Origin of the sequence: Pseudoalteromonas rubra (assembly GCF_000967655.1) — a bacterium.
Classification (GTDB): domain Bacteria; phylum Pseudomonadota; class Gammaproteobacteria; order Enterobacterales; family Alteromonadaceae; genus Pseudoalteromonas; species Pseudoalteromonas rubra_A.
In genome coordinates this window covers 1-24,782 of record NZ_JXYA01000019.1, presented here as the reverse complement: position 1 = coordinate 24,782, position 24,782 = coordinate 1, and the positions used below count along the sequence as shown (strand labels likewise).

Below are 24,782 nucleotides of genomic sequence, written 5' to 3'. Positions count from 1 at the left end.
CTCTACTATACCTCACAGCGTGCGTTTGCTGTACACTTAGCGCTAATTAGAGTTTGCTTTCAAGGGTCATCATGATCGCACAAGACACCATTGCAGCACAGGCAACCGCACCTGGTCGGGGCGGCGTCGGCATAATCCGAATTTCGGGTACTCTGGCCGAACAAGTTGCCCACACAATTCTCGGCAGATGCCCGAAAACCCGCTATGCAGAATATCTGTCATTCCAAACCCTTCAGGGAGAACAACTCGATCAGGGGATCGCCTTGTTCTTTAAAGGCCCGAACTCCTTTACCGGCGAAGATGTGCTGGAGCTGCAAGGCCACGGCGGCCCGGTGGTATTGGATATGCTGCTTAAAGAGATCAGTCAGATTGACGGTGTACGGCTGGCAAAGCCCGGTGAATTCTCCGAGCGCGCCTTTATGAATGACAAGCTGGATCTCACCCAGGCCGAAGCCATTGCCGACTTGATCAATGCCACCAGTGAACAGGCAGCCAAAAGCGCGCTGCACTCTCTGCAGGGAGACTTTTCAAAGCACATCAATGCGCTGGTGGAACAAGTGATCCATCTGCGCATCTATGTTGAGGCCGCAATTGACTTTCCGGATGAAGAAATCGACTTTCTTTCCGATGGCAAAGTGGCCGGCGATCTCAGCGCCATCATAGAGCAGCTGGGCGTGGTGCGTCAGCAAGCCAAGCAAGGCAGCATCATGCGTGAAGGCATGAAAGTGGTGATCGCGGGTCGCCCCAATGCAGGCAAGTCTTCATTACTCAATGCGCTGGCAGGCCGCGAAGCCGCCATTGTGACCGATATCGCCGGCACCACCCGGGATGTGCTCAGAGAACATATCCATATTGATGGTATGCCGCTGCACATAATAGACACCGCAGGTCTGCGCGACAGTCCGGACAAGGTCGAGCAAATTGGTATTGAACGTGCCTGGGATGAGATCCGCGCCGCCGATCACGTATTATTTATGGTCGACGGCACCGAAACCGATGAAACCGATCCTGCCCGGATCTGGCCGGAATTCATTGAACAGCTGCCACAGGGCATGGACATCACAGTGATCCGCAACAAGGTCGATCTCAGTGGTGAACCCACAGGCACCAGCCACGACCATGGTCATGCCCTGATCCGCCTCAGCGCCAAAGACAGCACAGGCATAGATCTGCTGCGTGAACACCTTAAGGCCTGTATCGGCTTTACCGGTGCAACCGAGGGCGGCTTTATGGCGCGCCGCCGTCACCTCGACGCGTTAGAACGTGCCGCAGAGCACCTGGAGATTGGTCAGACTCAGTTAGAAATGCACATTGCCGGCGAGATCCTGGCCGAAGAGCTACGCCTGACCCAGCAGCACCTCAATGAGATCACCGGTGAATTCACCTCAGACGACCTGCTCGGTAAGATCTTCAGCTCCTTCTGTATCGGTAAATAACCTTTTATTAGCGCAGTGCCGCTCTGGTCTGCGCCCACTCCCACAGCTAGTCACGCTTTCCTTATTCACACATTTGCCCTGTTTGGTATTGCTGATCAGGTGCCATATCGTGCTGTCTGGCCGATTTAATTGCACCGTTTTAGTCAAGAATAACGACCATAAACACGCTGCGCTACTGTCGGTATCGACTCCGATAAAGCCCATAATTCGCACACAGCGGTACCATACGCGACCCTTAAACCCGGCCTTTTGGCGCCGCAGGTTATCAAAAACAGTCCGATCCAGGCTGTGATCCAAAAAAAGATCGCCATTTTTTAGATTATTTTATTATATGGATCAAAGTTTATAGATCCTCTACTGGAATGCACTTTTGCCTGTAGATCGACTTATCCCCCCAAAACTATCCACAAGCCGAAAAACAGGCCGGTTTTGCCACTTAAGCGGCCGTTTTAGTCTCATCATATAACCCCAAAAAACATCAGGATATACGCGGTTTATCCACAACTAGCACACTGAATTAGCAGTTGGAATATTTTATTAACCCATTGTTTATAAAACAACTATTGATAAAGCCCACTGTTTTGCACACAAATCAGGCAAGATTTTTTTATCCCAAACCCAGATCAATACTTTACTTCTGTTGTGAGGTCATTAAGATGTCGCGAATAGATCGAAAGTCAGCAATCAGGGTACACCGCGTCATGCGCAATATTGAGATCATCATAGGCAGCCAGATGGGCAGTGCAGAATACGTCGCAGAGCAGCTTGCCGAGCAACTCGATGCCAGTGAATTCAGCACACATCTACATGAGCAGCCAGATCTGAACGCCTGTCAGCATCCTCTGTGGCTGGTGGTTACTTCCACTTATGGTGCGGGCGATTACCCGGATAACCTGCTGCCTTTTATAGAGCAACTGACGCAGCATGATGATCTGAGCCACGTTCAGTTTGCCGTGGTGGGTATTGGCGACTCAAGTTATGACACCTATAACCTGGCCGCCAGTAATTGTGCGCAGTTACTGACAGACAAAGGCGCGCAGCAGCTTTTACCGGTATTAAAGGTCGATGTACAAGACGAAGCATTACCGGAAGATGCAGCCATTGCCTGGTTACCAGAGCTAACACAGCAGCTGAGCCTGGCAGTTCAGTAAGATATATGGATCTGCAGTAAGATCTTTTACACAGAAGTTATTCACAAAATAGACCTTTCTTAGATCGCATTGTGGATAACCTTTGATCTAACTGCGGATCTAAGCATACTTATCCATTGGATAGTTTTCATCGGATCTTGCCTTGTGAATAAATAGCCACTTTGATCAAAGCTTTTCATCGTGATGATCCGATCTAATTCACATCATATGATCTGATCTAACTCTTTGGATCAAATAAGGAATACACTGTTATTCACAGATCCAGGCTGATCTAATAGTAAGATCTAATAAAAGATCTTTAAAAAGATCCTTATATATTATTAAGTGATCCTTTTGCTCTGATTAAAATTTAAACGTTTCACTTCTGCGTTTTTCTGGGTAGAATACGCACCCTTTCGAAATTTGCTGGTTGTTTTTAAGTAGGATCCCGTAAATGATTTATCACGAACATTTTGACGTTATCGTTGTTGGTGGTGGTCATGCTGGTACTGAGGCAGCGTTGGCTGCAGCACGTATGGGCATGAATACCTTATTGTTAACACACAATATGGACACCCTGGGACAGATGTCCTGTAACCCAGCGATCGGCGGGATCGGAAAAGGTCATCTGGTAAAAGAGATCGATGCTTTAGGTGGCGCAATGGCCAAAGCGATCGACAAAGGCGGGATCCAGTTCCGTACTTTGAACTCTTCTAAAGGCCCGGCTGTACGAGCAACACGTGCTCAGGCGGATCGCGCTCTGTATAAAGCGGCGATCCAGGAGATCTTGCAAAATCAGGATAATCTGAAGATCTTCCAGCAATCGTGTGATGATCTGATCGTTGAACAGGATCAGGTTAAGGGCGTTGTCACCCAGATGGGACTGCGCTTTAGTGCACAAACAGTGGTACTGACAGTAGGTACTTTCCTCGGCGGTCAGATCCATATCGGTCTGGAAAATTTCAAAGGCGGTCGTGCAGGCGATCCCCCCTCAATTGCTCTGGCACAGCGTTTACGTGAATTGCCATTCCGCGTTGATCGACTGAAAACCGGTACACCACCCCGTATTGATGCGCGTACCGTAGACTTTTCAGTGATGCAGGCACAGCCTGGTGATACGCCAACGCCGGTATTCTCATTTATGGGTAAAGCGTCGGATCATCCACAACAGATCCCCTGCTATATCACCTATACCAATGAAAAAACCCATGATGTGATCCGCGATAACCTGCACCGCTCGCCTATGTATGCCGGTGTCATTGAAGGGATCGGGCCGCGCTATTGCCCATCGATTGAAGATAAAATCGTCCGTTTTGCTGATAAAGAGAAACACCAGATCTTTGTCGAGCCGGAAGGACTGACTTCTTACGAGTTGTATCCGAACGGTATTTCCACCAGCCTGCCGTTTGATATTCAGTTAGAGATTGTGCGTTCAATCCAGGGCTTTGAAAATGCGCACATTTGTCGTCCTGGTTATGCGATTGAGTATGATTTCTTCGATCCGCGCGACCTGAAGCAATCTCTGGAAACCAAATTCATTAATGGTCTGTTCTTTGCTGGCCAGATCAATGGCACCACCGGATATGAAGAAGCTGGTGCACAAGGTCTGATAGCTGGTATGAATGCGGCCTTGCAAGTAAAAGGTCAGGAAGCCTGGACACCGCGCCGCGATCAGGCCTATACCGGAGTCTTGATCGACGACCTGGCAACTCTTGGGACCAAAGAACCCTATCGTATGTTTACCAGCCGAGCTGAATATCGCCTGCTGTTGCGTGAAGATAATGCGGATCTGCGCCTGACCGAAAAAGGGCGTGAGCTGGGTCTGGTTGATGATGAACGCTGGGCGGCATACAACAATAAACTGGAAGTGATGGAACAGGAAACGCAACGACTGCGTAATACCTGGATCCACAAAGATCACCCGGCGCTTTCGCAGGTGAACGCATTACTGAAATCGCCATTAACCCGTGAAGCCAGTTTAGAAGATCTGATCCGTCGCCCGGAAGTCAGTTACAAAGATCTGATGCAGATCGAAGGGCTGGCAAGTGACCAGGACAATACTCAGGCGCTGGAGCAAGTTGAGATCCAGACTAAGTATGCGGGCTATATTGCGCGTCAGCAGGATGAGATCAACAAACAGCTTCGCCATGAAGAAACCTTGTTACCTGCAGAGTTTGATTATGCTCAGGTTAGTGGCCTGTCCAACGAGGTGGTGGCAAAGCTGACAGAAGCCAGACCGCAAACAATCGGTCAGGCGTCTCGTATTTCTGGTATCACCCCTGCTGCGATTTCGCTATTATTAGTGTATCTGAAGAAGCAAGGGTTGTTGCGCAAGTCTGCGTAACAACAAATGGAAGACTGTGTTATTAGAACAACTTACAGCCCTGTTAGCGCGCACGGACATCACGCTAACTGAACAACAAAAGCAGCAGCTCGTCGATTATGTCGGGCTGCTCGACAAATGGAACAAAGCCTACAACCTGACCTCAGTGCGCGATCCAAAAGAAATGATGGTTAAACACATCATGGATTCACTGGTGGTTGCGCCTCATTTGAGTGGCAAAAACTACATTGATGTAGGCACCGGACCGGGACTCCCCGGGATCGTATTGGCCATCGCCCTGCCCGACACCAATTTTGTCCTGCTCGACAGCCTTGGCAAGCGTGTACGTTTTTTAACCCAGGTAAAACATGCGCTTGGACTGGAAAACGTCACACCGGTTCAGTCTCGTGTTGAAGAATATCAGCCAAGTGTTAAATTAGACGGTGTACTGAGCCGCGCTTTTGCCTCGTTGCAGGACATGGTTCAGTGGTGTGGACATCTGGTCGATGGCGAAAGCCGCTTTCTGGCATTAAAAGGTCAGTTTCCGCAGCAGGAACTGGATAGCCTGCCCGCTGGTGTAACCCTGGAAAGTGATATCAGCTTACAGGTACCCGAGCTGGACGGTGAACGTCATTTAATCATTTTGAAAAAAGACTAGTATTCGAGGACATAGTGGCTAGAGTCATTGCGATTGCAAACCAAAAAGGCGGTGTGGGAAAAACCACCACTGCGGTCAACCTGGCAGCTTCCATGGCTGCGACCAAACGTAAGGTCCTGCTGATTGACCTGGATCCACAAGGCAATGCGACCATGGGCAGCGGTGTTGACAAATATGGCGAAGTAGCGACCATTTACGATCTATTGATCGAAGAAACCCCGATCCAGGACGTGATCAGCAAAGAAACCTCCGGCGAATACCATTTGATTGCTGCCAACGGTGATGTCACGGCGGCCGAAGTTAAGCTAATGGAATTGTTTGCCCGCGAAGTGCGGTTGCGCAATGCGCTGGAGTCGGTGCTGGATCAGTATGATTTTATTTTTATCGATTGTCCGCCTTCATTGAATATGTTGACGGTCAATGCGATGGCCGCGGCTGATTCTGTGATGGTGCCAATGCAGTGTGAATATTATGCACTGGAAGGACTCACAGCCCTGATGGATACCATTACCCAGCTGTCTAAACTGGTGAATCCGCAGTTACAGATCGAAGGGATCCTGCGCACTATGTACGATCCGCGTAACCGCCTGGCCAATGATGTATCTGAACAGCTAAAACAGCATTTTGGTGAAAAAGTCTACCGCACTGTGATCCCACGTAATGTGCGTCTGGCTGAAGCGCCGAGTTTTGGTGCACCGGCGATGTACTATGACAGAGCCTCCAGTGGTGCCAAAGCGTATCTGGCACTGGCCGGAGAAATGCTCCGCCGTCAGGAAAAACAAGCAGCAGCTGTTGCCTAAGAGGAAGAAAAAACAATGTCGGTGAAAAAACGCGGTTTGGGTCGAGGTCTGGATGCCTTGTTGAGTTCAGCAAAACCTGCTGCTCCACAATCAGCTCAGCCTGAAGTCACACAAACCCAGGGCACCGAGCGTGCCGTTGAACCTGAGCAGACGACGCAAAGTCATGAGGTGACCGATCAGGAATTACAGCGATTGCCCATCGAGTATTTGCAACGTGGTAAATATCAACCGCGCAAAGATATGTCTGAGCAGGCACTGGAAGAGCTGGCCAGCTCTATTCGGGCCCAGGGGGTATTACAGCCAATCGTGGTGCGCCCCATCGCTGAAAACCAATTCGAAATCATTGCCGGTGAACGACGCTGGCGCGCGGCTCAATTGGCTGAGCTGGACGTGGTGCCTTGTATTATTAAGGATGTCGCCGATGAAGCCGCGGTGGCCATTGCCCTGATTGAGAACATTCAGCGTGAGGATCTCAATGCCATGGAAGAAGCCGTGGCGCTAGACAGATTACTGAATGAGTTTGAACTGACCCATCAGCAAGTGGCGGATGCGGTTGGTAAGTCGCGTACCACAGTGACCAATTTACTTCGTCTCAATAACCTCAATGATGATGTAAAAATCTTGTTGGAACATGGTGATATTGAGATGGGCCACGCACGCTGTCTGCTGGCATTGACCGGCGAGCAGCAATCTGAAGCCGCCAGAACGGCTGTAGCCAAAGGGCTGACTGTGCGCGAGACTGAGAAATTAGTGCGTGCGATGCTGGAGCCGGTGGAGCAAAAACCAGCAAAAGAGAAAGATCCGGACGTTAAACTGCTTGAGCAACAACTGGCAGAGAACCTGGGAGCCAAAGTGGAGATAAATTATAACCAAAAAGGCAAAGGTAAGCTGGTGATTTCTTATGCAAATTTAGACGAATTAGACGGAATTTTGGGGCGTATCCAGCCCGATTTTCAACAACCCTCCTAAAGTTACCTTCTGAGGCGAAATGGGCGCTCGAAAAGCGTTACATTTCGTCTCGTCAAGTTGCAAATTGAGCAGAAATAAGTATAATTTCGCCAGTTTTCTAGCCCTGATAAAATTTAGCGTCATTAAGGTTAAATATAAGTGACTCATTCGTTAGCAAGCCCATATCGGCGTGCCGCATTAAAAGGTGTTTTGTATCAGGGTCTCGTAGCTATCATTGCTGCAGTAATAGTTTTTATTGGTTGGGGAGTGGAAGCAGGCCTGTCGGCGTTGGCTGGCGGTGCGGTGCTGGTACTCCCTAATTTTGTATTTGCCGCTTATGCATTCCGATTTATGGGAGCGAGTAAGGCAAATCAAGTGTATTCCTCTTTGAAACGAGGAAACGGATTAAAATTTTTGCTAACTGTTGTGCTTTTTGCGCTGATTTTTAAGCATTTTTCAGTGGTTATGTTGCCGTTTTTCGGCACTTATATGCTGGTGATGCTGACACAATGGTTGGTTCTGATTTTTTTTAATCATTAACTTTTAGGATAAAACAATGGCTGCAGAAGAAGTGACTCTATCGAGCCATATTCAGCACCACTTGACCAATGCCAAGATGTGTTCGACCGATGCCGGTCTGGCCTTCAATAAAGCATGTGCGGACAGTGGTTTCTGGACATGGCATATAGATACCCTCGCATGGTCCATCGGTTTAGGTCTTATATTCTTATGGATCTTCCGAAGTGCCGCTAAAAAATCCACCACAGGCGTTCCTGGTAAATTCCAGTGCTTTATTGAAATGGTTGTTGAGCTCGTTGGTGATAACGTGCGAGACACTTACCATGGCAATAGCAAGCTGATCGCGCCTTTGGCCCTGACGATTTTCGTCTGGGTGTTCTTAATGAACTTGATGGATTTGGTTCCTGTTGACTTCCTACCAGCTTTCGCCGGCTTTGTTGGTGAACAAGCATTTGGTATGGACCCTCACGATGTTTACATGAAAATTGTACCGACCACAGACGTGAATATGACTGCTGCACTGGCACTGGGCGTATTTATTCTGATGATCGGGTATTCAATTCGTATCAAAGGCCTGGGCGGCTTCATTGGTGAGCTTACGCTGCACCCGTTCAGCTCTAAGAACAAACTGGTGATGGCTATCCTGATCCCTTGTAACTTGCTACTTGAAACAATCGCGCTGGTTGCTAAGCCTTTCTCGCTGGCACTGCGTTTGTTCGGTAACTTGTATGCAGGTGAGATGATCTTCATCCTGATCGGTGCAATCGGCCTGATGCAGCTTCCACTGCACTTTGTATGGGCTGTATTCCACATCATGGTAATCGTACTGCAAGCATTCGTATTTATGATGCTGACTATCGTTTACCTCAGCATGGCTAGTACAAAAAGCCACTAATTAGCTGAAAAAAAAGAATTTTTTAAACTTTAACTTTAATTTACTATTGAAACTTTGGAGATAAAAATGGAAATCGCAGTTGCTATTAAACTTATCGCTGTTGCTCTACTAATCGGTTTTGGTGCAATCGGTACTGCACTAGGCTTCGGTAACATGGGTGGTAAGTTCCTAGAAGCATGTGCTCGTCAGCCTGAGCTTGCGCCTCAACTACAAGTTAAAATGTTCATCCTAGCTGGTCTTATCGATGCCGTAGCAATGATCGGTGTAGGTATCGCTATGTACATGTTGTTCGCTCTTTAATATTGCAAAATACCTGAAACGAACAACTGTCAAGTAAGGAGGAGCGGTCGTGAACTTAAACGCCACTCTAATAGGTGAATTAATCGCATTTGTGGTCTTCGTATGGTTCTGTATGAAGTTCGTATGGCCACCACTAAATGGTGCGATTGAAGCTCGCCAGAAGAAAATCGAAGATGGATTAGCTGCCTCTGACAAAGCTGAAAAAGATCTTGAGCTAGCGCGCGAAAAAGCGGCTGAAGAACTGAAAGAAGCGAAAACTCAGGCTAGCGAGATCATCGAACAAGCTAAAAAGCGTGCAACGCTGATTGTTGACGAAGAGACAACTCGTGGTCAGCAAGAGCGTGAGAAAATCATTGCTCAGGGACACTCTGAGATCGAATCTGAGCGCAACCGCGTGAAAGAAGAGCTACGTCAACAAGTAGCGACTCTGGCTGTGGTTGGTGCAGAGAAGATTTTAGAGCGTGAAATCGACCAAGCCGCACACAGTGACATCGTTGAAAAACTTGTCGCTGAGCTTTAAGTAGAGGGTATGAGCATGTCTGAATTGACTACTATCGCTCGCCCATACGCTAAAGCGGCTTTTGAACTTGCCGTTGAGAAAGGCACAGTTGAAGCTTGGAATGAAATGCTGTTCTTCGCAGGCCAGGTGGCCCGCGATGAACAGGTTCAGGCGCTGTTAGGTGGCATTGCCACTGAAGCAGAGCAGTCTGATGTATTCATCAAGCTATGCGCTGAGCAACTCAACGAACAAGGCCAAAACCTTATCAAGCTGATGGCCGAAAATGAGCGTTTAGCCGCCATGCCAGCTGTTGCAGACTTGTTTGCTGAATTAAAAGCAGACTATGACAAAGAAATCGACGTTAACGTCGTTTCAGCAGCAGCGCTTGCCGAAGATGCGCAAGCAAAATTGGTCGCGGCACTTGAGAAACGTTTCGCACGCAAAGTTAAGCTGAATTGTAGCATCGACGAAACCATCGTAAGTGGTCTGGTCATTAAAGCCGGCGATACCGTTATCGACGGGTCTATTCGCGGCAAGTTAGATCGTCTTGTGACGACGCTACAATCGTAATTGGGAAAAAGAGCATGCAACTTAATTCCACAGAAATTTCTGCACTGATCAAGCAACGCATTGAGCAGTTTGAAGTTGTAAGTGAAGCGCGTAACGAAGGTACTATCGTATCTGTTACCGACGGTATCATCCGCATCCACGGTCTTGCTGACTGTATGCAGGGTGAGATGATCGAGCTTCCTGGCAACCGTTATGCTATCGCATTGAACCTTGAGCGCGACTCAGTAGGTGCGGTAGTAATGGGTCCATACGCTGACCTTAAAGAAGGCGTAAAAGTTAAATCAACAGGTCGTATCCTTGAAGTACCAGTAGGCCGTGGTCTGCTAGGTCGTGTTGTAAACACTCTAGGTGAGCCGATTGACGGTAAAGGCGCGGTAGACAACGATGGTTTTGAGCCAGTTGAAAAAATCGCACCGGGCGTAATCGAGCGTCAATCAGTAGACGAGCCAGTACAAACTGGTTATAAGTCTATCGACTCTATGATCCCAGTTGGTCGTGGTCAGCGTGAGCTAGTGATCGGTGACCGTCAGACTGGTAAAACAGCACTGGCTATCGATGCTATCATCAACCAAAAAGACACAGGCGTTAAGTGTGTGTACGTTGCGGTTGGTCAAAAAGCCTCTACCATTGCTAACGTAGTACGTAAACTAGAAGAGCACGGCGCTCTTGAGAACACCATTGTTGTTGTTGCATCAGCATCTGAGTCTGCTGCACTACAATTCCTGGCTCCGTTCTCTGGTTGTACTATGGGTGAATACTTCCGTGACCGTGGTGAAGACGCGCTAATCGTATATGATGACCTGTCTAAGCAAGCTGTTGCTTACCGTCAGATCTCACTACTACTTAAGCGTCCGCCGGGCCGTGAAGCTTACCCAGGTGACGTATTCTACCTTCACTCACGTCTGCTAGAGCGTGCATCACGCGTTAACGCTGATTACGTTGAAAAATACACTAACGGTGAAGTGAAAGGTCAAACAGGTTCATTGACGGCATTGCCAATCATTGAAACTCAAGGTGGTGACGTTTCTGCATTCGTACCTACCAACGTTATCTCAATCACCGACGGTCAGATCTTCTTGGAAACTGACTTGTTCAACGCAGGTATCCGTCCAGCGGTTAACGCTGGTATCTCGGTATCTCGTGTAGGTGGTGCAGCGCAAACTAAAATCGTTAAGAAACTAGGTGGTGGTATCCGTCTAGCGCTAGCTCAGTACCGTGAACTAGCGGCGTTCTCTCAGTTCGCTTCTGACCTTGACGATGCAACACGTGCCCAGCTTGAGCACGGTGAGCGCGTAACAGAGCTAATGAAGCAGAAACAGTACGCACCAATGTCTGTTGCTGACATGTCTCTGTCTCTATTCGCTGTTGAGAAAGGCTACCTGAAAGACATCGAAATCAACAAAGTACTTGATTTTGAAGCAAGCCTTATCGCATTCGCGAAAAGCGAATACGCAGCGCTAATGACTCAAATCAATGAAACTGGTAACTACAACGCCGAGATCGAAGCGCAGCTGAAAGAACTTCTTGAGAAGTTCAAGTCTACGCAAACTTGGTAATGTGTTATGAAGGTGAGTAGTTAGCTACTCACCCAGATTCGGAGAAAGAGTCATGGCCAGCGGAAAAGAGATAAAAAGCAAGATCGGGAGTATCAAGAATACTCAAAAGATCACCAGCGCAATGGAGATGGTTGCCGCTTCTAAAATGAAGAAGGCACAGGAACGCGTCGCGTCCAGCCGCCCATACGCTGAAAACTTACGCAAAGTGATCGGTCGTATTGCTCAGGCTAACCTTGACTTCCAACACCCGTTCTTAAACGAACGTGAGGTGAAGCGAGTAGGTTACATTGTTATCTCTACTGACCGTGGTCTTTGTGGCGGCTTGAACTCAAACGAGTTTAAGCGTGTAGCGAAAGACGTTAAAGCGTGGAAAGAAAAGGGTGTTGATGCAACATTTGCCACCCTGGGTGGCAAAGCTGCCGGTTTCTTTAAACGTTTTGGCGGTGAGCTTGAAGCCAAAAAAGCCGGGTTAGGAGATGCGCCTTCTGTTCAGGACGTAATCGGTCCTGTATCTGTGATGCTAAAAGCATACGAAGAAGGCAAAATTGATCGCTTATTCGTTGTGTACAACAACTTTGTCAACACAATGAAGCAAGAGCCTGTTATCGATCAGTTATTACCTTTGCCAAAAGCTGAAGAAGAAGTATCAGCTCACGCTTGGGATTACTTATATGAGCCAAACCCAGAGGCGATTCTAGAGACACTACTAGTGCGCTTTATTGAGTCTCAGGTTTACCAAGGTGTAGTTGAGAATGCTGCCTCTGAGCAAGCTGCCCGTATGGTTGCGATGAAAGCCGCAACAGATAACGCAGGTGGCCTGATTGATGAGTTACAGCTGGTATACAACAAGGCGCGTCAGGCTGCAATCACACAAGAGATCAGTGAGATTGTATCTGGTTCAGCTGCCGTGTAACGCTTCGGCAAAGTTTAACGAGAGGAATAGACATGAGTTTAGGTAAGGTCGTCCAAATTATCGGCGCCGTTGTGGACATCGAGTTCCCACAAGACAACGTGCCAGCCGTATATGACGCACTAAAAGTTACAGAAGGCGACCTGGCTGGTTTGACACTAGAAGTGCAACAGCAGCTAGGTGGCGGTGTGGTACGTGGTATCGCACTAGGTAGTACTGACGGTCTGCGCCGTGGTACTTCAGTAGAAGGTACAGCTGAGCCAATCAAGGTTCCAGTTGGTACAGCAACACTTGGTCGTATCATGAACGTACTGGGTGACGCAATTGATGAAGCCGGCCCAATCGGTGAAGAAGAGCGTTGGTCAATCCACCGCGCTGCGCCTTCATACGAAGAGCAAAGCAGCTCAGTTGAGCTACTTGAAACAGGTATCAAGGTAATCGACCTTGTATGTCCGTTCGCTAAGGGTGGTAAAGTTGGTCTGTTCGGTGGTGCCGGTGTAGGTAAAACCGTAAACATGATGGAACTTATCCGTAACATCGCAATCGAGCACAGCGGTTACTCAGTATTCGCCGGTGTTGGTGAGCGTACTCGTGAGGGTAATGACTTCTACCATGAGATGAACGACTCAAACGTACTAGACAAAGTATCGCTAGTATACGGTCAGATGAACGAGCCACCGGGTAACCGTCTGCGTGTTGCTCTGACTGGTCTGACTATGGCAGAGAAGTTCCGTGACGAAGGTCGTGACGTACTGTTCTTCGTAGATAACATCTACCGTTACACGCTGGCGGGTACTGAGGTATCTGCACTACTAGGCCGTATGCCTTCAGCGGTAGGTTACCAGCCAACTCTTGCAGAAGAGATGGGTGTACTACAGGAGCGTATCGCGTCCACTAAGACTGGTTCAATCACGTCAATCCAGGCCGTATACGTACCTGCGGATGACTTGACTGACCCGTCACCAGCAACGACGTTCGCGCACCTTGACGCAACGGTTGTACTTTCACGTGACATCGCATCTCTTGGTATCTACCCTGCGGTAGACCCACTGGATTCAACTTCTCGTCAGCTTGACCCGCTAGTAATCGGTAACGAGCACTACGAGACTGCACGTGGCGTTCAGACTGTACTTCAGCGTTATAAAGAGCTGAAAGACATCATCGCGATTCTAGGTATGGACGAGCTATCTGACGAAGATAAGCAAGTTGTATCTCGTGCACGTAAAATCCAGCGTTTCCTGTCTCAGCCGTTCTTCGTTGCTGAGGTATTCACAGGTGCACCTGGTAAATACGTTTCACTGAAAGACACTATCTCTGGCTTCAAAGGCATCTTAAACGGTGACTACGATGACATGCCAGAGCAGGCTTTCTACATGGTTGGCTCAATCGACGAAGCAGTTGAAAAAGCCAAAAACATGTAATTAGGGGGTTGTTATGGCAATGACAGTACGCCTTGACGTAGTAAGCGCTGAAAAGAGTTTGTACTCTGGTGACGTGACTGCGATCCAAGTGACAGGTAGTGAAGGTGAGCTGGGTATTCACCCGGGTCACGCGCCACTACTGACTGGCCTAAAACCTGGTATGGTACGTTTAGTAACAGAAGACAAAACAGAAGAGTTTATCTATGTTGCAGGCGGTACGCTGGAAGTTCAACCACAGACCGTAACTGTCCTTGCTGACGTTGCGATCCGTGCGGAAGAGCTTGACGAGCAAGCTGCTGAAGAAGCTAAACGTGAAGCGCAGGCGCAACTGGCTTCAGGCACCGCAGGCGAGCTGGATTACCAGCAAGCAGCGATGCAGCTTGAAGAAGCCCTTGCTCAGCTACGTCTTCTACGCCAGCTGCGCAAATAAGCAGCCACCTATCTGGTTTAAAAAACCCACGCACTGCGTGGGTTTTTTTATGTCTGCAATTTACAGAAAATGGGCATACAAAGAGCAAGGTTTCTATAAGTTTCTTTGACCATCAGAAGGTGAGATGCTGCTATTATTGCAACTTCTCTTAATACCTGTTCAATTTGAAGGAACAAGTAGGGTGCTAGTCGTGTTAAATCGAATCTTTAATCAAGGTATGAGTTCGCAAATTATTGCCTCGCCTGCCTGGGGGTCAGTATCTCTGTGGTAGCAGGACGTGCCTGCGGTGTTATCGAGCCTGTTTTCTCGTTTCAAAATAGAGCGCTTAATTCAGCAAATTGGGATTAAATAAACTGGCTTGAGGGCTTCGAGCGGTAAAGTAATCGAGGCGGAGGCGAGCGTTAGATGCAGGTTTTTTACTGTTTTTGTTTAAGGTACGATTGTTCAGTGTCTTTCAATGAAACAGAGTGTTTAACTCTTTAATATTTTGCTTTAATATTGCGAATGGCTGTTGCTGGGTTCTGGTATGCCGTTTTGACGCAAAGTGAATTACCAGAGTTTTGCCACTAAACGAAACGCCTACCTAGAAAATGATTCAGTATGGTGAGCAGCTTTGACGCGATTTTTACACGCTTTAGTAACTGACTTCGCGCAAGCGAAAAACACAAGAGACTGATATAAAGCAGTTAATATATGAATGAAGTGAATTTTTCAAGGGCTGTGAAAGAAGTCAAATTTGGGGCCTGGATATTAGATCCGAAACGACAAACCATCACTGACGGTGACGTTACCAGAGAGCTTGAGCCTCTATTATTTAAAATCCTTTGTTACTTAATTTTGAATAATGACCAGATAATTACACGTGATGATCTAGTGAGTGATGTGTGGTGCCAAAATTATGTAGATAACAACGCCATTAACCGAGCCATGTCTGAATTACGAAAAGTGCTTAAATCAGACAAGCAAAGGGGATTGGTTGTTAAAACCCATTATCGAAAGGGTTATAGCTTTTTCCTTAAGACAGAAATTGTGTATCAGGAGGAAGTGACGGTAAAGGCAACACCTGGTGCAATTAAGCCGGCGAGTAAACCTCAACCTGCTGCTAAAACTAAACCTAACTATTTGCTGTACAGCGTGCTCACGGCTGCATGTGTCGCTATGTCAGTTTTCGGTATCACTTATATGACTAAGGCAGAAACGCCTTTAGAAGCACAGATTGAGCGCCAAAGTGTGGCCTATCAGGAGAGTCTATTGTCATGGGCGCCAGGACGATATTTAAGAACCATATTGTCACCGAGCAAGCAACTGCTGGCATTTACATTTGTGCCTCAAGGTCAAACCAGGGAAATGCTGATAGTTAAGGATCTGAGTACCGACTATGAGAAAAAAATGGCTAATCAGGACGCAGATCTCTATCCAATTGGCTGGTCGTCTGATTCGAGCCGGTTATTCTATCGTGCTACGAAGGGAGAGCGTTGTGAAATATGGCAAGTAAGCTCTGACTTTGAGAGTTACAATAAGCATTTATTCGATTGTCCGCTGCAGATTAAACAAGGCGCGGGTGTTGGCCGTGACTACTTTGTCTATTCTAAACCTAATTATCGTGGCAGAGATGAGCTTTCCGCATTGGTAAGCTATAACCTGAGTACGAAAGAAGAGTTTCAGTTAACTTCACCAAGTTTAAACTCCTATGGCGATCGGTTTTTAATGTATGAACCGAAAATCGAGCGGATCTTTTTTGAACGTCATCAGTTTGATGCAAGAGAGCTCTACATGACGGACCTGGAGGGGAGCAGTCAAATAAAACTGTACGAATCCAATAATCCAATTTGGTCTATCAGTTATATCCCGGAAACCCACGCACTTGTATGGTTCGATAATATCGAGAATGTAGTTTATGAATACGCCCTCTCAGAGAAGCGCTTAGTAAGAGAAACGCAACTACAGACTGACAATATTTTCGCGACTTCTCAGGCTCTGAGCCCCAACGAGTTGCTCTTGACCAGCTACCCATTTGCACAGGATATCTATGGCCTGGACGTAAAAAGCATGGAGCTTGATGAGTTAGTGAGCAGCAAGCACATTAATTTCTCAGGTGTCGGTGGTGAAGATAAGACTCTGTTTTTGAGGTATGAGTCGGGTGTTATCCACCTAGCCTATAAGCAGGGAGAGCAGAGTGTGGCGACTCAAGTGCCTGAGGGGAACTATACTGCGCTCAGACACTCGTCTATTTCCGGGCAACTGCTGCTTAGAGAGAGTAACACGATGCACTTATACGATGAGCAGTTTACCCTGTTGAAAGCGATAGAAGTGGATGGGGTGGTGATATCAGCGGAATATTTGTTGAATGGTGATATTGGCTACGTCATGCTGGGCGATAAACAATCAGCAAATGAAGTTTATGTTTACTCTCAGCAACTAGAGCGCTCTAAGAAACTACCTATCTCAAATATTGTGTGGTTTGCGCAATTGGACAAACACCAATACGTGATGTTGTCATCGAATGACAAGTTACTGTACTTTGATATTGCAACGGGAGAGGTTGCTCAAGAAGTCGCTCTGCAATACACAACCGAGCTGCATTTGGTTGCTGTGGGCGATGGTCGAGTGTTTTATAGCAATGGTAAGAAAGTATATGAAGTAGTCGATGGTATGAGTACCGAGTTGTTTGACATGGGTGAGAAAAAAGTCACTGCAATTACATACAATGCATCACAACAGGCCCTGGTACTCAGTACGGTCGCACAAACAAACAACCAGCTGATCAAGCTAGAAGCTCCTCATTAATTTCAGTCTCGCTGAACCAGTAAACTGGTTCAGCGCCTTCCTGTTTACCTCAATGGTCACTCTGACCTAATCTTATGGCAAATGTAACCCTGCGTTAAAGCCATCCCTGCTTTGGTTTATGATTTGCGTGATTGTCCACTGTCATGCATATCTTAGTCATTTCCTTATCCCACTCTCGCCTGCACAGGAGCGTAATACCACACTCAAAAGCGGGTATGAACATCAACATCAACTTACCTGGAATGTTGGCAGGCGAAGATTTTTTGGCTGGGCGTGATGCTTTTTTGCCTCGTAGCGCACGGACAGGCAGTCAAATCTGATGAAAATGATGTTAGCGCTTCCATATCATTGAATAAGTAATTTAAATAGCTTTAAAAACAGCGGCTTACCTTTGATGCTTATACTTGTTTATAAGCTTTGATAAGTTCTAATTTCGAGTCGGATATTCTATAGTTTTTAGCAACAAAGCAGCGAGCAAATACAAAAAGCTGCACCGGTTAGTAAAACTGGGTTGAATTAAACATAACTATAAAAAAGACACTACAGGAACTCACTAAGTGTCTATTGCACTAAAACTACTGAGTAATGAGGAACGTCAAATGAAACTTCTAGTTAAAAAGAAATCACTTAAGGCACTTAAAACTGTAAAGCAACTGAATGGCCAGCAGACAAAAGTAATCGCGGGTGGCACTGACGGTATCATTACTTCCAAGATGCCTACTGACGGCATTGAGTAAAAACAAACATCCACTGAGCGTAACAGCCACAACAAACTAAAAATTAGAAAAATAAATTCGAGGTCAATTATGAAGTTCGGTATTAAAAAGCGCAGCCTTAAATCACTTACTGTTTCACAGCCATTAAACGCAAACGAGACGAAGCAGATAGGCGGTGGGCGCTACTCAAACGATGGGATCATCACCTCTAAACTTCCAGTGACAGACTAACAGAGCTGTGAGCTGAGGTTACTCAACCTGAGTAGATAACTTACTCCAGGGACGATGAATGCAAATTCTGAATATGACTCAGAGTTAAGTCACAAATTTGGCACCCATACACAACTGACCATAACAAGTGGTGTGAATTGAAAAAAGGAATAGCGATTATATGAAACGAAGCTTAGGAGCAGCCGTGCTCTGTGTGCCGTTGTTGGCATTGAGTGCGCCGATAGATAAAGCTATCAGCGGGCTGTTACACATTAGCGAGCCCAGCAAAGAATATTATTTTGCTCAGCATGCTGGCACTTTGGAACGGAGCGTTGGCGGTGTCGGTAGCTTGATGCAAAGAGGTCAGGTGATCATGACTTATCGGATGGAAAGCGGCAAATTGGTCGACGTTACATCCCTGAGTAATGGCTATATTGAAAAGCTGTGGCGCACGCCTGAGATAGACAAAGGCGTTTTACTGGTTAAATTGCAGGATGAAGTGGCTTATGGGCATTTTACGCCAGCAACGGCCTTTACTAGGCAAGGCTTTGACGATGTTAAAGTGCTCTGGTTTTGCTCATCTTCGAAAGAAGTGCGTTTAGATGTTAATTATGTCAGTGATACGCAGGTATTTGTGTCGTTACAAAGTGGCGACTTGTCTGATGAGCAACTACGCAAAATTAATGAAGAAAAGCTGTCAGTGACAGTTTATCAGGATCCTGATTTATGTGGATAGTGGCAGATAAGATAAAATTGCCCTAGGCATGGCGGTGCCTCGGGCATACATATGCGAGAAATGCAGATGTAATAAGGAAATTAAATGTTATCTTGGTTAATTTCAAAAAGCAATAGATAAAATTAACATTTTTTAAAGCAAGCCCTTGAGTTGCCTTTTCTATTTCCCTTTCTTTTTTAATATCATCAGTAATCCCAAGGGTAAATTCATGCCCTGGACACAAGCTTACGCCTCCCGACCCATTGAGCTGCTTAGCGCAAAAAGGTCTTTCAAACTTTCTACACTTTCCTATGTGAGTCATACGCAAGTGAAAGCTTATTGAGCCCTGTTGATCTACAGTATTAAATAAGCGCCGTTTACCTGGCTTGTAATCAACGATTGGTTGGTGTGCGATTGGCCTGAATATGCATAGGGCGGTTTATAGCGACTACTCACATTTTCAGTTCAGCGGACTGTTATTTCTCGCCAGGTGAGATCTTGTGTATTACCAAGTTGCCTCTCAATTACAGGGGGGAGTGTTATATCACCTCAGAAAGCCGCTTTTGGCTCTGCTGGCTTGCAAGTAATACAGTAAGTTACCGCGCTTAGGGGGTCGTTTTGGCAGTAATTCAGACAAAACCTGTAAACGGGTAATTCAACTCGAGGCCTCGTTCAACACTTTTATCCCAGCGAGTAACAGGCGTGAGTTTTGATATTACTTATGTATTAACGCCGCCTGCCTTGAACGTATGCCTGGTGATTATCCTTAACCTTGCGCTATATACCGGCCGCACGCAATCACTCACATCATTGCCTTTTAAGACACTCATTCCTAGCAGTCAGGGCACCACTTTCATCTGTTCAATATAGTCGGGCAAGTGAACAGCCTTGTTTACATGATCGATATGAGCATGCCGCCTTGTCTGCTCCAGCAAATGGCGAATCGTTCGATTAGCTTGGGTTGGCTGGGATACTTATAGGAATTTGGAGATTCCAATGTTACTCAAATCAGCCACTTATTGGTAAATAATTAAGTGGTTTAAGTTGTTGTTTTTTATGCTTATAGTCGTTTTTTTGTCGGTTTGATTTCCTCCGGTTCGTAGCGCATGATGCAAATCAATCGAGCAGCGTCTCCCTCTTTGTCTGGCGGCACTGACTTCATAAATTGAATGCAACGGAGGATACCTGATGACATTAAAAGCGTTTTTTGAGCGATATTACCAAATCATTTGTTCGGGCAATCTTGATGATCTAGAAGCTTTTTACCACAACGGGTCAGCTGTCATGATTGGCGCGAAAGCCCAGTTTGAAAATATGCGTAAACAGTTTGATTTCGAAATGACCCTCACTAAGGTTGAGCTGTTGTCGAAGCAGGATGACTTATTGGTTGTAAGAGACGAGATGATGATCCGTGGTGAAAAGGAAGGCCAGAACCAAGAAAAAAGCATGCAGAATATTCACTCTTTGGCTAAAGAAGAGGGTCAGTGGCGTATTTTTTCAACCGCTTCATTTCCAGGTTTAGTGGGGTAAGCATGGCGGGTCTATTCAGAAAAGAGGCCATTGAACATCAGGGGCAAAAGCTCGATGGTGAAGTGTCAATTGCGACACATATGTCATTCAATTGGATTTTGCTCTTGATCTTGGTAACGGTCGTCGTCGGGATAACATATTTGGTGCTTGGAGAGTACCACCGAAAAGAAATTGTATCGGGTTATTTAAGACCGACTGACGGTTTAAGCAAGGTATATCCACTCGGCCAGGGGGTAATCGATGAAGTGTATGTCGAGGAAGGCCAACAGGTAGAGAAAGGACAGGTGCTACTGCGGGTTAGAATGGAGCGCATCCTGACCTCTGGTGGTGATATGAATGAGGTGATTCTAGCTGAACTAATAAAGCAAAAAGAGTTACTTAAGCAGAATATTGAAAACCAAACTCAGCTTGCGAAAGTCAATCAGGAAAAGCTGGACTCACAAATTGACAATACTGCTTTTCAGTTGAAGCAAACTCGCAAACAGCTTGAACTATTAACACAGCGAGTTGCGCTGAGTGAAAAGCGTTACAAGGATACTTCGGCTTTAATTGCCAAAGACTTTGTATCCCAAGCTGATGTCGAGAGTGTCAGGGACGCGATGTTGGTATTGCAACAACAGGCTGAAGATCTTGAAGGACGAGTGCTCAGTCAGCAGGAATCATTGAGCCAATTACGTTTCGAACGTCAACAACTGCCGCTGACATTTCAGGAAACTGAGTCTCAGCTTAGAAGCCAGCTTGCCAATATTAATCAGCAAATAACACAGGCAAGTGCACAGCAAAGCTATGACGTCCGTAGTCACAGAAGTGGACGGATCAGTAGTTTAATGGTTAAGCCGGGCATGATAGCGCAAAGTACTAAGCCTTTGATGACTGTATTGCCAGAAAACGCCTCACTAGAAGCGGTATTACTTGTGCCATCCCGTGCGTTTGGCTTTGTTCAGGAGGAGCAAAACACGCGGATCCGTTACCAGGCATTCCCTTATGAAAGGTTTGGTATCTATGAAGGTACGATCTCTAGTGTTTCTAAGTCAATTTTACTCCCAGAAGAAGCGAGTAGTTTGCCAGTGGTGCTGCGAGAGCCTGCATATCAGGTTGTCGTGTCGTTAAAAGATCAAAGTGCGAAAGCCTATGGTGCATCTGTGCCATTGCAAGCGGGTATGTTGCTTGAGGCCGATATTATGGTCGATAAGCGCACACTATTTGAATGGTTGTTTGAGCCACTGTACAGCATTAAAGGAGCGATTTAATGGAAAATCCAATGCATTTACTTAAGTTTAGCGGTGCTAAACGGTTGCCTGTCATTTTGCAAACCGAAGCCGCTGAGTGTGGGTTAGCGAGCCTGGCTATGGTGGCCGCCTATCATGGTTATAAAACAGATCTAACAACCTTACGCCAGACCCATGAAATATCTTTAAAGGGTGCGAACTTGGAAGAGCTAATGCAGATAGCCGATAAGCTCAATATGAGCTCAAGGGCGCTGCGATTAGATTTGGAACATCTGCCCCAGCTTAAAACGCCCTGTATTTTACACTGGGATATGAATCACTTTGTTGTACTTAAAAAGGTTACAAAACACAGTGTTGAGATACATGACCCTGGGTTAGGTCATCGCAAATACACCATGGATGAATTCTCGAAACACTTTACCGGTGTGGCGTTGGAGCTAAGCCCTACAGAAGAGTTTAAGTCGGAAGATACGCGGGTTAACCTCAAACTCTCAGACTTCTGGAGCAAAGTAACAGGTCTTAAATCGACCTTGGGCAAGGTATTTGTCTTATCGTTGTTGTTACAGGCTTTTGCTATAGCCAGCCCATACTATATGCAATTAGTGGTTGATGAGGTCATTCTGAGTTTTGATCAGAACTTACTGGCGATTCTGGCCGTTGGATTTGGCCTACTCATGTTGATTGAAATGGTCACAGGTGCAGTGCGCAGTGTGTTATTACTGCACTTTGGTAATCTGATGAGCATTCAGCTCGGGGCTAATCTGTTCCATCACTTGATCCGATTGCCACTTCAGTACTTTGAAAAACGTCATATTGGCGATGTGGTGTCTCGCTTTGGTTCTTTGCAACAGGTGAAAGACTTGCTGACAAAGGGCGTTATTGAAGCGCTTATCGATGGTGTAATGGCCATTGCGACGCTCATTATGATTTTCCTGTATAGCCCTAAGTTAAGTATGGTTGTGCTCACAGCGATCACCATTTACGCCGTGATTCGAATTGCGATGTATCGACCTCTGCGCCGAATGTCTGAAGAAGTCATCGTAAACCAGGCAAAAGAGCAATCGAATTTCATGGAAACCGTGCGCGGCATTCAAACCATTAAGCTTTTTGGTCGTGAAGTGCAAAGGCAAAGTGTCTGGCACAACAAGTATGCAGATAGCCTAAACGCAGGCATACGGGTTGGTCATTTAAATATTGGTTATGAATCAATCAATAAAGTGATATTCGGTTTTGAAAATGTGTTGGTTGTGTATTTTGCTGCACTGCTGGTCATGGAAGGGGACCTGACCGTGGGTATGCTCTTCGCATTTATGGCCTATAAGCGGCAGTTTGTAGAAAAAATGGCCTCTCTAATAGAAAAATTAATCGAATTCAAGATGCTGAGCCTGCACTTTAATCGACTTGCTGATATCTCGCTGACAGACAAAGAAAGTGACATGCAGGGTAAGGCGAGCACAAAGGAACTCAGTGGAGAGCTTGAACTACAGGATGTGACTTATCGTTACAACAGTAAAGACGCCCCGGTATTCAAAAACCTCAATGTAAAGATTGGAGCCGGTGAGTCCATTGCTATCGTCGGACCTTCGGGGTGCGGTAAAACAACGTTGGCAAAAATTATGTTAGGACTGTTTGAACCAGAATCAGGCAAAATCTTAGTCGATGGAGTGGATATCCGGCAAGTGGGATTATCTAAGTATCGCTCTCAGATAGCAGCTGTTATGCAGGACGATCAACTGTTGTCAGGTTCAATCGCAGATAACATTGCATTTTTTGACCCCGATTTAGATATGAAAAAGGTCGAGTGGGCTGCACAGGTTGCTGCGATTGATAAAGACATAATGTCTATGACGATGGGTTACAACACGCTTGTAGGTGATATGGGGGCCGCTTTGTCAGGTGGGCAGATCCAGCGCTTATTACTGGCTCGTGCTCTATACCGGAAGCCGAAGATATTGTTTATGGATGAAGCTACAAGCAACCTGGATACAAAGCTCGAGTTCTCTGTAAATGAGGCGGTTAAGAATCTGGATATAACACGAATAATTATTGCTCACAGGCCAGAGACGATAGCCAGTGCAGATCGTGTTATTGAACTCAGATATGGGCAGGCGATCGCTGGAGAAAAGCCCGATATTGGCACCAGGAGAACGATCCATCAGGATATTACATTATGTGTTGATGATGAACAGTATAAAGATACCAGTGATTCGGGTGGTTTTATAATGGCTTAGTTTTATATTGGTGTTTGATTATGTTATTTAATTTTATTGTTTATTGCGCGTCAGGTTTTATTGGTTTTGCGTGTGGTTTTTTAATTTAGTTTGTCATTTAATTAATTTAAAAATAGTTTGACAAATTATATTTAAGTGTTAGTTTTTATATAAGCTTAAATCTTGGCGGAGATAAGCTTAATTCAAAAAATGTAATAAGGTTTGCGAGATAAGCTCTAATCTCAATTTGATTTTTAATTAAATGTCTAATCTTTTATTTTTTTGAAATGTTATATTGACAAATTATATTTAAATGTTAGTTTTTACATAAGCTTATATCTTGGCGGGGATAAGCTTAATTCAAAAAGTGTAATAAGGTTTGCGAGATAAATTCTAATCTCAATTTGAAAGTTAGATTGTTATTGTTTTTTTATTAAATTCTGAGTTTTTAAGTTGTAACTTCTTGCTATCTAGAACTGTATAAAAGTTGCATTTCTAACAAGCGCAAGCAATGTGTAAGTGTGGTTTTTTAGATGGGCTTGGTAGGTGATATTTATAAAAAATGAATTTAGCTGAAGCATATTTCGTAGACTGATTTAATAATAATATAGAAATTTACCGGAGTGGTTATGAGAGATTTATTTTTAAAAGAGTTTAGTGCTATCTCAGGCGGAGAAGAAGTTCCTATGTGCCCTGATGTTGAACATTATAAAAACTAAAAGGAAAGGAAGATGAGATATATTTTTGATGAAGAGATTAAGTGTGTGGCTGGATCAGGGAGAGAATACGATGATCCATGTGACCCTGAATTGTTTTTCAAGCCTGTTTAACTTTCAACTTGATAAATAAATTTAAATTTCGCTCGGTTGGTTTTTAGGGGTGTTACCAAATTAATAAAGTGCTGGTTTAATTAATACATTAAACAGCCAAGACATCAGTGCCGTGAACGGCGGTAGCCTGGACATTATCTCAGCCATCAAAGCGGGCTGG

General features: G+C 45.8%; 21 protein-coding genes. All 21 read left to right on the top strand.

Going from position 1 to position 24,782, the window contains the following annotated elements; genetic code table 11:
* Positions 1-71 precede the first annotated feature (71 nt).
* Positions 72-1,436, top strand: a complete 1,365-nt coding sequence (gene mnmE / locus TW77_RS09465) for a tRNA uridine-5-carboxymethylaminomethyl(34) synthesis GTPase MnmE (RefSeq protein WP_046004739.1) — start codon at positions 72-74, stop codon at positions 1,434-1,436.
* A 701-nt stretch (positions 1,437-2,137) separates the two neighbouring features.
* The gene (gene mioC / locus TW77_RS09460) at positions 2,138-2,587 is read left to right on the top strand and encodes an FMN-binding protein MioC (protein ID WP_046004738.1); all 450 of its coding nucleotides are present in this window, start codon (positions 2,138-2,140) and stop codon (positions 2,585-2,587) included.
* 433 nt (positions 2,588-3,020) lie between these two features.
* Positions 3,021-4,910, top strand: a complete 1,890-nt coding sequence (gene mnmG, locus TW77_RS09455; protein WP_046004737.1) for a tRNA uridine-5-carboxymethylaminomethyl(34) synthesis enzyme MnmG — start codon at positions 3,021-3,023, stop codon at positions 4,908-4,910.
* Positions 4,911-4,926: 16 nt separating this feature from the next.
* A complete protein-coding gene (gene rsmG / locus TW77_RS09450; RefSeq protein ID WP_046004736.1) occupies positions 4,927-5,547 on the top strand; it encodes a 16S rRNA (guanine(527)-N(7))-methyltransferase RsmG in 621 nt (206 codons plus the stop codon).
* A gap of 14 nt (positions 5,548-5,561) precedes the next feature.
* Positions 5,562-6,347, top strand: coding sequence for a ParA family protein (locus TW77_RS09445; protein WP_046004735.1), 786 nt, complete (start codon positions 5,562-5,564; stop codon positions 6,345-6,347).
* A 15-nt stretch (positions 6,348-6,362) separates the two neighbouring features.
* Positions 6,363-7,316 (top strand): ParB/RepB/Spo0J family partition protein, encoded by a 954-nt coding sequence (locus TW77_RS09440; RefSeq protein WP_046004734.1) that lies wholly within the window; start codon positions 6,363-6,365, stop codon positions 7,314-7,316.
* A 138-nt stretch (positions 7,317-7,454) separates the two neighbouring features.
* Positions 7,455-7,835 (top strand): ATP synthase subunit I, encoded by a 381-nt coding sequence (locus TW77_RS09435; protein WP_010384869.1) that lies wholly within the window; start codon positions 7,455-7,457, stop codon positions 7,833-7,835.
* Positions 7,836-7,851: 16 nt separating this feature from the next.
* Complete coding sequence (gene atpB, locus TW77_RS09430; RefSeq protein ID WP_046004733.1) at positions 7,852-8,709, top strand: F0F1 ATP synthase subunit A; 858 nt, start codon at positions 7,852-7,854, stop codon at positions 8,707-8,709.
* 66 nt (positions 8,710-8,775) lie between these two features.
* Positions 8,776-9,009: a F0F1 ATP synthase subunit C gene (gene atpE, locus TW77_RS09425; RefSeq protein WP_008222392.1), complete on the top strand. Its 234-nt coding sequence runs from the start codon at positions 8,776-8,778 to the stop codon at positions 9,007-9,009.
* 49 nt (positions 9,010-9,058) lie between these two features.
* Positions 9,059-9,529: a F0F1 ATP synthase subunit B gene (gene atpF, locus TW77_RS09420; RefSeq protein WP_046004732.1), complete on the top strand. Its 471-nt coding sequence runs from the start codon at positions 9,059-9,061 to the stop codon at positions 9,527-9,529.
* A gap of 15 nt (positions 9,530-9,544) precedes the next feature.
* The gene (gene atpH, locus TW77_RS09415) at positions 9,545-10,078 is read left to right on the top strand and encodes a F0F1 ATP synthase subunit delta (protein ID WP_046004731.1); all 534 of its coding nucleotides are present in this window, start codon (positions 9,545-9,547) and stop codon (positions 10,076-10,078) included.
* Positions 10,079-10,092: 14 nt separating this feature from the next.
* The gene (atpA, locus tag TW77_RS09410) at positions 10,093-11,634 is read left to right on the top strand and encodes a F0F1 ATP synthase subunit alpha (RefSeq protein WP_046004730.1); all 1,542 of its coding nucleotides are present in this window, start codon (positions 10,093-10,095) and stop codon (positions 11,632-11,634) included.
* Positions 11,635-11,686: 52 nt separating this feature from the next.
* Positions 11,687-12,547: a F0F1 ATP synthase subunit gamma gene (atpG, locus tag TW77_RS09405; RefSeq protein ID WP_046004729.1), complete on the top strand. Its 861-nt coding sequence runs from the start codon at positions 11,687-11,689 to the stop codon at positions 12,545-12,547.
* 32 nt (positions 12,548-12,579) lie between these two features.
* On the top strand, positions 12,580-13,965 hold the full coding sequence (gene atpD, locus TW77_RS09400) for a F0F1 ATP synthase subunit beta (protein ID WP_046004728.1): 1,386 nt from the start codon (positions 12,580-12,582) through the stop codon (positions 13,963-13,965).
* A 13-nt stretch (positions 13,966-13,978) separates the two neighbouring features.
* Positions 13,979-14,395 carry a F0F1 ATP synthase subunit epsilon gene (locus tag TW77_RS09395; protein ID WP_046004727.1) on the top strand — a complete coding sequence of 139 codons (417 nt, stop codon included), beginning with the start codon at positions 13,979-13,981 and terminating at the stop codon, positions 14,393-14,395.
* A 693-nt stretch (positions 14,396-15,088) separates the two neighbouring features.
* Positions 15,089-17,182, top strand: coding sequence for a winged helix-turn-helix domain-containing protein (locus TW77_RS09390; protein WP_052713132.1), 2,094 nt, complete (start codon positions 15,089-15,091; stop codon positions 17,180-17,182).
* Between the two features lie 557 nt (positions 17,183-17,739).
* Positions 17,740-17,919 carry a hypothetical protein gene (locus TW77_RS25140; RefSeq protein ID WP_156158639.1) on the top strand — a complete coding sequence of 60 codons (180 nt, stop codon included), beginning with the start codon at positions 17,740-17,742 and terminating at the stop codon, positions 17,917-17,919.
* Between the two features lie 370 nt (positions 17,920-18,289).
* A complete protein-coding gene (locus tag TW77_RS09385; protein ID WP_046004726.1) occupies positions 18,290-18,844 on the top strand; it encodes a hypothetical protein in 555 nt (184 codons plus the stop codon).
* Positions 18,845-20,011: 1,167 nt separating this feature from the next.
* A complete protein-coding gene (locus TW77_RS09380; RefSeq protein ID WP_046004725.1) occupies positions 20,012-20,353 on the top strand; it encodes a nuclear transport factor 2 family protein in 342 nt (113 codons plus the stop codon).
* 2 nt (positions 20,354-20,355) lie between these two features.
* Positions 20,356-21,603: an HlyD family secretion protein gene (locus tag TW77_RS09375; RefSeq protein ID WP_046004724.1), complete on the top strand. Its 1,248-nt coding sequence runs from the start codon at positions 20,356-20,358 to the stop codon at positions 21,601-21,603.
* Positions 21,603-23,813: a peptidase domain-containing ABC transporter gene (locus TW77_RS09370; protein WP_046004723.1), complete on the top strand. Its 2,211-nt coding sequence runs from the start codon at positions 21,603-21,605 to the stop codon at positions 23,811-23,813. Before TW77_RS09375 ends, TW77_RS09370 begins: the two co-directional genes overlap by 1 nt.
* The last annotated feature ends 969 nt before the right edge of the window (positions 23,814-24,782 follow it).